Annotated in this window: 6 protein-coding genes; 4 read left to right on the top strand and 2 right to left on the bottom strand. The window is 44.2% G+C overall.

Annotation, left to right across the window (positions count from 1 at the left end):
- Window positions 1-504, bottom strand: a 504-nt coding sequence (locus H6H03_RS38065; RefSeq protein ID WP_390842932.1) for a tetratricopeptide repeat protein, incomplete at its 3' end; no start/stop codon positions are given.
- A 75-nt stretch (window positions 505-579) separates the two neighbouring features.
- Here H6H03_RS38065 and H6H03_RS38060 point away from each other — a divergent pair.
- Window positions 580-3,840 carry a plasmid replication protein, CyRepA1 family gene (locus H6H03_RS38060; protein ID WP_190960171.1) on the top strand — a complete coding sequence of 1,087 codons (3,261 nt, stop codon included), beginning with the start codon at window positions 580-582 and terminating at the stop codon, window positions 3,838-3,840.
- A 121-nt stretch (window positions 3,841-3,961) separates the two neighbouring features.
- On the opposite strand, the gene H6H03_RS38055 is transcribed toward H6H03_RS38060, so the two are convergent.
- A complete protein-coding gene (locus H6H03_RS38055) occupies window positions 3,962-4,891 on the bottom strand; it encodes a tyrosine-type recombinase/integrase (RefSeq protein ID WP_190960170.1) in 930 nt (309 codons plus the stop codon).
- A gap of 849 nt (window positions 4,892-5,740) precedes the next feature.
- On the opposite strand from H6H03_RS38055, the gene H6H03_RS38050 reads away from it, so the two are divergent.
- From H6H03_RS38050 to H6H03_RS38040, 3 genes are all read left to right on the top strand, one after another.
- A complete protein-coding gene (locus H6H03_RS38050) occupies window positions 5,741-6,598 on the top strand; it encodes a bile acid:sodium symporter family protein (protein ID WP_190960169.1) in 858 nt (285 codons plus the stop codon).
- Window positions 6,595-6,999, top strand: coding sequence for a YidH family protein (locus H6H03_RS38045; protein WP_190960168.1), 405 nt, complete (start codon window positions 6,595-6,597; stop codon window positions 6,997-6,999). Before H6H03_RS38050 ends, H6H03_RS38045 begins: the two co-directional genes overlap by 4 nt.
- A gap of 67 nt (window positions 7,000-7,066) precedes the next feature.
- Window positions 7,067-9,109: an alkyl/aryl-sulfatase gene (locus tag H6H03_RS38040; protein ID WP_190960167.1), complete on the top strand. Its 2,043-nt coding sequence runs from the start codon at window positions 7,067-7,069 to the stop codon at window positions 9,107-9,109.
- Window positions 9,110-10,196: the final 1,087 nt, after the last annotated feature.

Genomic DNA, 10,196 nt, shown 5'->3' with positions numbered 1-10,196 from the left:
GCGAAGGCTTCTATAATTGCGATTTGAGACATGGGACAGATGCATTAATATAGAATTTGCGCTGCATCTTACCATATACTGCCTACATTTAGAATGAAATAGCCCTGACTTTTGGATTTCTGGTAAATATTCTCCATCTGTTCTTGCAAGTAAACACATTTCCCAATAGCTATTTGCATAATCTAATTGACCTAATGCTTCTTTCGTTTTTGCCAGCAAGCAATATACATCCACTCTTTGGGAATTTAACTCAAATGCCTTTTGCAAGTTTTTATCTGCTTGAAAATAATCTTTTTGCATTAACCTTGCCCATCCTAAATTCTTATACAATGCTGCTTTTAACTGGGTGTCCGAATCTAGGGTATTCTTTAAACCTTCAATTGCTAATTGCACTGCTTCGGAATATTTTTCTTGCAAGTTCTTCAGTCTAGCTAAATTATTAATGGCATTCGTAGCTTTATTATTACTATATTTAATTGCTAATCTATATTCTTTTTCAGCCAAATCATATTTATCTAAGGAAAACCTGTTAAGTATGAGTCACCCCCCAAAACGCCTAACCGCGTTACTTACTTCGACGTGACTAACCCCATCTGGGATAAGGTGGCACTACGGTATAACATTAAGCGATATCACTCACCCCTGGCTCTACGATTACAAAATAGGCTGACTCCACTGGTATTTTGGGAATGGATAATCGCTCATCCAGAAATCCCAGTTGTACTTTGCGAAGGCGAGAAGAAGGCAGCTTGCTTACTCAGTCTGGGGTTTGTAGCTCTAGCGCTACCGGGGATTTGGAATGGTCGTGTGGGCAAAAAGGATTTTGACGAGAGATTGCATCCAGACTTAATGCCACTGGCACAGCCGGGACGCAAGTTCATTATCCTATTTGACTACGAGACTAAACTGAAAACTCGTTGGTCAGTGTATCAAGCCACAGTTCGCACAGGTAAAGCAATTGTTGCTGCTGGTGCCGAGTGTGAAGTCGCATCCTTGCCGGGGCCAGAAAAAGGTGTAGATGATTTCGTGGTGGAACGGGGTGAAAACGCTAATGCACTACTGATGGCGCTTGTTGATGATGCTAAATCACTAGCTGATTACCAGCACTCATTCTTAATTAAACACCGGGGATTGAGAAAATATAAGCCTGATTTGATTGTCAACGTCAAATATTTGACTCAAGCCCTGTTGGTAAAGGGAGCACAAGCAGGCTTGGGGGCACAAGAACCTAAGAACAACACACACAAAAGCACACAAACAAACAGCAGTAGCTACAGGATTACCAAAACTGAGGGTGACGAGATATCCTCAACTCCCCAACCCAAGACTCCTAGCTCCATATTTGCAGCAAGTCTTTATAAAACTGACGATTCCCAGCCACAGAGAAAGTACAGACTTAAAAAAGCTCACCAAAATCAACCAAAATATTTTCTCTTCCCCCGCTCAGGATTGGTAGTACTAATCAGCGACATGGGAACTGGTAAAACTGAACTCATGCGCGCTTGGCGTGACGCTAACCCCGACCAAAAATTTCTCAACAACGGGCATCGAGTCAATTTGCTCAAAAATCTAGCACAACGTTTGAAAACCTTGATGTATTCTGACCTTGGTTATGCAGGCATGACCCAGGCAACGGCACTGAGCATTACCATCGACAGTTTATATAAGTTAAATACCCAGGCCCTAACTTATGGCTGCATTTTCATTGATGAAGCTTGCCAATACCTGACTCACCTATTACTGAGCAAAACCTGTAAGGAACATCGCGCCTTAATTTTGGAAACACTACAGTATATTGTCTACAATGCCCCCCTGGTAGTGATTGCCGATGCACACATGGATGACACAACCATAGAGTTTTTCAAAGCGATGCGACCAGAGGGTGAGCAGCCATACATTATTAAGAACGAATTCAACAACGGAGATCGCACCATCTATTGGTATGAAGGTCAGGATTCAAGTGCTTTGGTTGCTCAAATTTCGGCGGCAATCATGATTGGTCAGAAAGTTATGGTGGTCAGCGACAGTAAGCGTTTCATCAAGAAACTGGAAAAATCATTGTTGCTACACATTGAGTTATCTCCTGACGACGGCAAGATCTCCTCACCCGCCGCCATTGATTCTCCAACTACTGCTAATCACAGCAGACGTTTTCCAAAATTACGTATCTGGTCTGTACATTCCGATAACTCTGGCAGTGAAGAAAACGTTGCATTTATCAAAGACATTACCAACGCAGTCAAAAATATAGATGTGTTACTCACCTCTCCTAGTCTTGGAACTGGTGTAGACATTCCAGACTATCATTTTGATTTAGTGTTTGGGGTGTTTCATGCCGTCAGTCAAACTGCAACTGAGTGCGCTCAACAGCTGTGGCGCTATCGTCCAAAAGTGCCGATTCATGTTTGGGTGGCCCCCAAACCCCCATTTGGCTACCTTGACACCAACCCCACCAAAATCAAAGAAAGGTTACTCCAAACCAACGAAATCACAGCTTTTCTGTTGCGGATCGACCGCGAGACTGGTAAGCGCGGGGCTGAGAAGGATTGGGCATTAGATGCCTACTGCCAAATTCAAGCCAACCGCCATCAATCAATTAATAATCTTCGGGCGGATCTGCGCGATTTGTTAACTCAAATGGGTAATCAGATTGTACCAGTGGGTGATGAAAATGATGCTCAAGCTTTGGAATATTTGAAAAATGCTGCTGATGCTCTGGATACTGCTCACCATCATGCCGTCGCCAGTGCCAAAAACATTACTAAAACAGAATACCGCGCACGACAAACCAAGGATTATCTTTCACCTGATGAGATGAACGAATGTGAAAAATTCCGCATTCATGAAGCTTACGGTATGGAAGTTACGCCACAATTAGTCGAGAAGGATAATGGCGGTAGACTCGTTGGGGCGTTCGCTGCTCTTGAAGCCATCTTATCTCCATCACAAGAGATGATTGTTGATTCTCGTACCAATCAACAATACCCAGTACCACCAACATTCGTTACCCAACTAGACCGCGCCGAACGCGACAAACTTCCATTTTGCATGGATTGGGGAAATTATTGTGCCAAGTGGTTAGCAAGGGTAAACTTGGGGCTTCATCATATCCTGGGGCGTTTAGTAGCTTTTGAGGAAATTACGGCGGCTGACTCACATCTATTAAATATGACCCAGATCGCCACCGAATGTGCTGCTCACATCAAAGCAATTCTTGGTTTTACAGTTCCAAGTGATTGTCAACCAATTTGGCTGTTGGCCACAATGCTTGAACAGCTGGGACTAAAACTAGTTTGCCGTAAGCAAGGCCCTCGTGGAATGCAGGTGAAGTTTTATTCTCTGGCTAAGTCGGAATTGGACTTTGCACTGGCAGTTATCGCTCATCGTCAGCAACAACGTGCCGATTACCTCCACAACCAGCATTCGCAAGGCTTTGAGCCTATTTTACCTCCCGTATCCACCCCCCCCATAAATGGTATAGAAAATCCATTAGTTGAGGGGGCGGATACTACGCCATCTTTAGAGGCTCTTGAGCACAGGTGCTCTTGGGCACAGGGGCAAGAATCTTTCTCTCCTGCTCCCCCTCTCCCCTGCCCCGAAGCCTCTTTTCGCGATCGCACTACCCTACTTCATTGCGTGGAAATGCTTCGCTCTGGCATTTATCAAGGAGTCGATGCTATCAAAGGAATCCTCAAACGGTGGACAGGTGATTGGCGGTGGGAGACGGTGCTCCAACTTGAAGCGATCGCGGCAGATGAACTGCGACTTGTCGAGGCTCAAGTTCCTGAATTTTATGAATGGCTCTCGGAAAAGGTGTTGCCTATGGAGGGGGCTGGCTAGCTAAAAAATATCTTTGGCATTTGAAAGCAGTTTTTCTGCTTAGTTTCCAGTAGCAATTGATGCCACTGGTTCCTATTTGTGCTACATTCTCACTCATCCAAATCTTACGTTCGTGTAAATCTCAAAGATCCATTAAGTTTAAAGCGCTACTGTCATTAGGTCTAGCCTTGAGATAGCGATCAGTGATGGCTAAATTGGCATGACCCAAAGTTTCTTTCACCAGTACCGGATTAGTTCCGCGCTCAATGGCGTGAGATCCATGAGCATGACGTAACCAGTGCGCCGAAACTTTATCGCTTAACCCAGCAGCAGAGGCTATTTCCTTAATAATGGGGTGTAAGTTTTGACGGTCGAGGTGTCCCCCTTTTTGACTTTGGAACACTGCGTCTGTAGATAAAGCCTGACCTTTGAACTCCATTAGTTCCGACCACAGCTTCGACTTGATGAGAATAGTACGATTTTTGCTGCCCTTGGCTTTACGAACATATACCTGACCACTGTCACCACGGGGTGTCAAATCTCCCCAGGTCAACTCACAAATTTCACTTGCCCGTAATCCCGCCTGGTACAAGAGTTTGATAATTAACAAATTTATTTTTGCGATGTTCTGCCGTTTGGGAGTTTTTGCATCAGCTAAATGCTTAGATGCTGCTCGTACTAACAATTTAATATCAGCCTCATCTAGATAGCGTTCGTTGATTACATCTGGCAGTTCCCCCAGTTTTAATGCCATACCCACATTAAAAGGTAAATATCCAATTTTATGAGCGAAACTAATCAAGCTTTTAGCTGCGGCAATGTATATGCGCTTGGTACTTTCTGCATTGCCCCTGAAGGAGCTAGCGTATTCTACCAAATCTTCATAAGTCACTTTTTTGAGAGGTTTGTCCAAGAATTCCAGAAATCGTCTCGTGTAGCGCTGGTACGCCCGAACAGAACTTGGCGCTTTCCCCTCCAACCACAGCCCAATCAACTTCGCTTCTGCCTGGGCCCAGGGCAAGGAAGCGATCGCCTTTCTGTGCGCCGTTATGTGGACAACAGAGAGCGTCATTTTTATTACTCCCTTGATAATCAGACACAATGGTAGTTTCGTCTGGTTTTATAGTGTCTGATTTCTATTGTCTCTTAAAGAGGGCGTTTCAACTTACGCTCAAGCAATTAAAATTTATCAATTTTTGCGTATAGTACACCTCTAATACGGAAAGCGATGCAGTAGTAAATACATTAACGCGCTGGCTTCGAGTAGTAAGGCACAAACCCGAAATAAATCCCCAAGGATATAAATGTCAACAAACCAGGAAACGGCAACTGAGCATTTGCGGCAATTGGAGGAGTTAGTACCGCAGTTCTACGCCTTGTTATCCCAAGAAGTGTTGCCAGTAGAGGAGGCTGGTTAGGTGGAGATTATTTGATTGATTTAATCCTCTTGAGACAGTTGCACCTGTAACTGCTGTACTTGTTCTATATTACTTCCCCCTTAAGGCATAAACTCTTTTAGGAAAGTCTAACAGGCTGTAAGTTAGTTTAGGTATAGTTTTCAAGAACTTTATTAATCCCCTAGCTGACAATGCAACTCATTTTCACGGGATGGTTCCAATTTCTTTAGGGGGATGCAGAGTGATTTTTTTCTGTTTATAACTCAGCTAGGAGTAGAGTTTGATAGATAAATTTCTATGTCTATTGAGCTACATCAAAATTTCTTCAACAATTGTTAGATGAAATACATAAACATCCATATTTACCTGCCCATATATTACAGAAACTAACAGGATATGAACATTCATTAGGAATAAATTTAATTAGGAGAAACTGTTAGTTTGCTGGCTGATTGTTGTCCTACTTCAGCGCAATTTCGGAAATTTTTAGTGATTCACCATCCAGGATCAGTCATTTGAAAACCATGCACCATCCCTTACTACTGATTCTCGTTAAAGTCACTATTTTTTCTCTAATGTTAGCCATAGGGAGCAACCTCTGTTTTGAAAAGATGCTTTCCTTCTGGCGAAAACCTGCCTTAGTATTCCGTGCGCTTCTAGCCGTTGTTGTGCTAGTGCCTCTGGTGGTTATTTTACTGCTGAAACTGTTGAACTTACCGCCGGAAGTGATGATAGGATTAGCCTTGCTGGCAGCTTCTCCAGGTGCGCCTCTGACTACAAAGCGATCGCAAAAGGCTGGAGGCAGTTTCCAATACTCAGCGAGTCTTCAGCTAACTCTGGCAATACTTGCAGTTTTTTTTACTCCCCTCACCTTAGCAATTTTTGCTACCTTATTTGAGAAAATTTCACAAAAGGTGGCAATTTTAGAAGTTGCCCAACAGGTGATGATGGTGCAGTTATTGCCTGTCAGTCTCGGTATTTTAATGCAAAAGTTCGCCCCTACATTTACCAAAAATATTGCCCAACCTTTGACTTTTATTGCTGATAACCTCTTTTTAGTAATGGTTGTTTTAGTGTGCATCTTAGGACTGCCACTGTTTTCCAGAGTTGGGCAATTACCACTCGTCGCGATCGCAATTATGGTGATTGCCTCTCTAGGAATTGGACACACTTTAGACAGACTCGATGATGATATGCGAGCTACCTTGGCGATTTTCTGTATTGCTCGCAATTTTGGTTTAGCTTTGTTTGTCGCTATTTTGAATCATGTACAGCAGCAGGTGATTCCGACGCTGGTAGCTTACGTAATTTTGGGAGCTTTTATCGGTGTTCCCTACTCAATCTGGAATAAACGTAGATTAGCCAAAACTGACCTATCATGAGTCATTCTACCAATGATTTAGCAGCAGAGCGTACCGAAATGGCCAAATACCGCAGTCGAGCGGCAGCAGATCGCACTTTAATGGCTTGGATACGCACCTGTCTGTCGTTGATTGGTTTTGGCTTTGGTATCCCCACTATCGTGACAACCATTGAAAATACTCACCTGAGTCATAACCTTAACCCAGTTAGATTTTCGGTTATTGTTGGGCTGTCTTTTATTGGTACGGGAATGTTGGGCATGGTTTTAGGATTAAAAGAACATCATCAGCTACTCCAACAAATCCAAAGCGATCGTTATACTTACGAAACCTCTCATAGTGCGGAAATTGTTGGAGTGGCTTTGCTAGTGATTGGCTTAGTTAGTTTTATTAGTGTGGTAATTAAATCCTTGAATTTTTAGGCGTTGCATATTCTCAGGAGGTTTTGGTTTCTACCGTGTTCCCTTGCTGAATCTTGGAGAAAGTTAAATGAGCATTGAAAAATCAGACACTTCGGATTCCAAAGCCATAAATCATGGACATTTTGATACCAAAGGTAAGCTGCCATCCTCATTCACGATTGAATTACAGAACAGTTTACGCAAGAGCCTGCCATTCGAGGATAAACGCGATTTTGAAGAAGCGCAAAAAGGCTTTATCGCCGCACCTCCTTACAAGCAAATTATTGCGGAAGCAGGCAATGTCGCTTGGGACATGGGCAGCTATGAGTTCCTGTTGCAGAGCTTTGATAGTGTGTTCGACAGTATTCACCCCTCATTACAGCGTCAGGCTATTCTTAATATGGCTTACGGGCTGTATGAAGTCCTACCCGATAAGATTTACCAGGTACGCGGTTTTGACCTAGCCAACATGACGATCATCAGGGGCGATACGGGTTGGATTCTGTTCGACGTGTTGACATGTAAGGAAACTTCAAAAGCAGCACTAGAACTAGTCAATGAGCACCTCGGTCAGCGCCCTGTGGTCGCGGTTGTGTATTCTCACTCCCACGTTGATCACTACGGCGGTGTACGCGGTGTGGTGGATGAGGCGGATGTGAAGAACGGTCAGGTGCAGATTATCGCCCCGGTTGGCTTCATGGAATATGCGATCGCGGAGAACGTGTATTCGGGGACTGCCATGACCCGTCGAGCCTTCTTTCAGTACGGTTTGCTATTGCCGCGCAGTCCGTTTGGTCATGTCGATCAGTCGATCGGCAAGAACACAGCAGCCGGCAGAGTAGGGCTGATTGAACCCACCCGTTACATCAAGCAGGATATTGAGGAATTGACCATTGATGGGGTCAGAATGTTGTTTCAGAACACTCCAGGCACCGAAGCTCCTGCCGAGATGAACACCTATTTCCCTGACTGGAGGGCGTTCTGGGCGGCAGAAAATATCTGCGGTACGATTCATAACATCTACACACTCCGGGGTGCATTGGTTCGAGATGCGCTGGAGTGGTCGAAGAAAATTAATGAAGCCCTTTATCTCTTTGGACAGGAAGCGGAGGTGATGTTTGCTTCCCATAGCTGGCCCCGTTGGGGGAATGACCGGATTCAAGAGGTCATGCGTGTTCAGAGGGATACTTATGCCCATCTCAATAACGAAGTACTGCACCAGGCGAACAAAGGCGTGACTATCAATGAGATCCATAATGTTTACAAGCTTCCTCTAAGTTTGCAGCAACAGTGGGCTGCCCACAGTTACCACGGCTCCGAGGAACACAATAGTCGGGCTGTCATCAACCGCTACCTTGGTTACTGGGATGCCAATCCGGCAACCTTAGTTCCACTTTCGCCGAGCGAATCTGCTCCTCTGTACATCGAGATGATGGGGGGGGCACAGAAGATTATGGCAAAAGGCAAGGAGTTGCACGATCAGGGCAAATACCGCCAAGCGATGGAGATCCTGAACAAGCTGGTCTATGCTGAACCTCATAACCAGGAAGCAAAAGACCTCTTGGCAGATGTGTTTGAACAGATCGGTTATCAAAAAGAAAGCCCCAGTGTCCGTAACAGTTTCCTTTCAGCCGCCTATGAACTGCGTAATGGCTTCCCCAGTGGTGTCACGGCACAGACGGTCAGCCCGGACACAGTCCGCGCCATGTCCACCGAACTCTTGCTTGACTTCATGAGCATTCGCACAGATAGTCAAAAAGCCGAAGGCATGAGATTTACGATCAATTTATTTACACCCGACAACGGCGAAAAATTTGTAGTGGAAATGAGCAACTCGACGCTCACTAACATCAAGGGGTTCGAGGCAGAAAACCCAGATCTCACGATTACGATTAACCGCAGCGACCTGGAGTCTGTGATGGCTGGGTTAAGCACGTTCGAGGATCTGATTGTCGCCCTTAAGGCGAAGCTAGACGGCGATCGCAACGTCTTCGAGCAACTCCGAAGCGTCTTAGCCCAGTTCACCCCAGACTTTGCGATTATGCCAGGAACCAAGCCTGCCAAAGCTGCAATCTCATTAGAGAAAGACGCTTTTGAACAGCCTGAGCCAGCAAACTTGTCTGGTGGGTAAAGTGAGACAGTGAACCTATCCCACTATTCTAAAAATCTCTAGGTCTTCCCGTAAAAAGTACCTGAAAACCTTGATTTTTCGTTTTTAATTCTCAACTTTGCTTTAGCTTTTTAGGGCAAACATTATTAGTGGGATAGGTTCATACAACCTTCAGTGATCAAGTGGAAGATAATCTCATCATGTCCATTAAAGAATTATTTGTCAGTTTTAAACAATTACTGTCAAGCCACTCGGTTTTTTGGGTCTTGTGCAATTAGAGTTATGCTCTAGTTCCTCAAATTCCAGTTTTTAACAATCACTGTCACTTTTGCTCATAAAAACGAGCCTCATTATCTACCCAAATTTTTCAGTTAAATCGTGAAATACTTAAACAGCCAGCGTCTTAACCATAATTTGGATTAGGCTTATACAAGCGCGATGGCGTAACCGCCTGCCGTAGGCAATCGCCCTGTAGTTAAACCTTCTATAAACAGGCGTTTAATTTCTTCTTGCGTTAGCACCTTGGCCATTTTCACGCTTGGATGATTACCACATATGGTTAATCATCCTACCAGCTGAAGGCTTGTGTTGTTTGTGGGGTGACAAAATTCTCTACTAGGGGATATACACAGTGTAGAAATTGGTCTACACAAACTACCAAGTCGGTTCGCGGACAATTGAAAATCCTCACCCCAATCATCAGCAATCAGCTTACCTTTTTCTCTTGCCAATTACCCAGTCAGCACTCTAGTTGAGTAAATTATTACTATATAGACACATTCTGTACCACATCTATACACGCTGCTCACTTTTATGTGTCTCTTGAAAGTCAACTGGGGTAAGGCTTTCTATACAATTAGCTTCAGGTGTATTTACACACTCAACAGAATCATTACTAGGAGGGCATTTTGCCAGTAACGATTCTGTACAGTTGCCCAAAACACTTATAAATACGTGAAAAATCTGAGGCTCGCGTGGTAAACTGTCTATACCAGGGTTAAAGGATACAAATATGACAAATGTAGAGCGTGAATCGATTAACTTCCGATTACCAAAAACCCTGGTTAAAGCACTTCGTCTAGCTGCACAAGAACGTAAAACAACCGCC

This window comes from Nostoc paludosum FACHB-159 (assembly GCF_014698835.1).
Lineage (GTDB): Bacteria > Cyanobacteriota > Cyanobacteriia > Cyanobacteriales > Nostocaceae > Nostoc > Nostoc paludosum.
The sequence above is the reverse complement of the archived record's forward strand: the minus strand, read 5'-3'. Positions and strand labels throughout refer to the sequence as shown.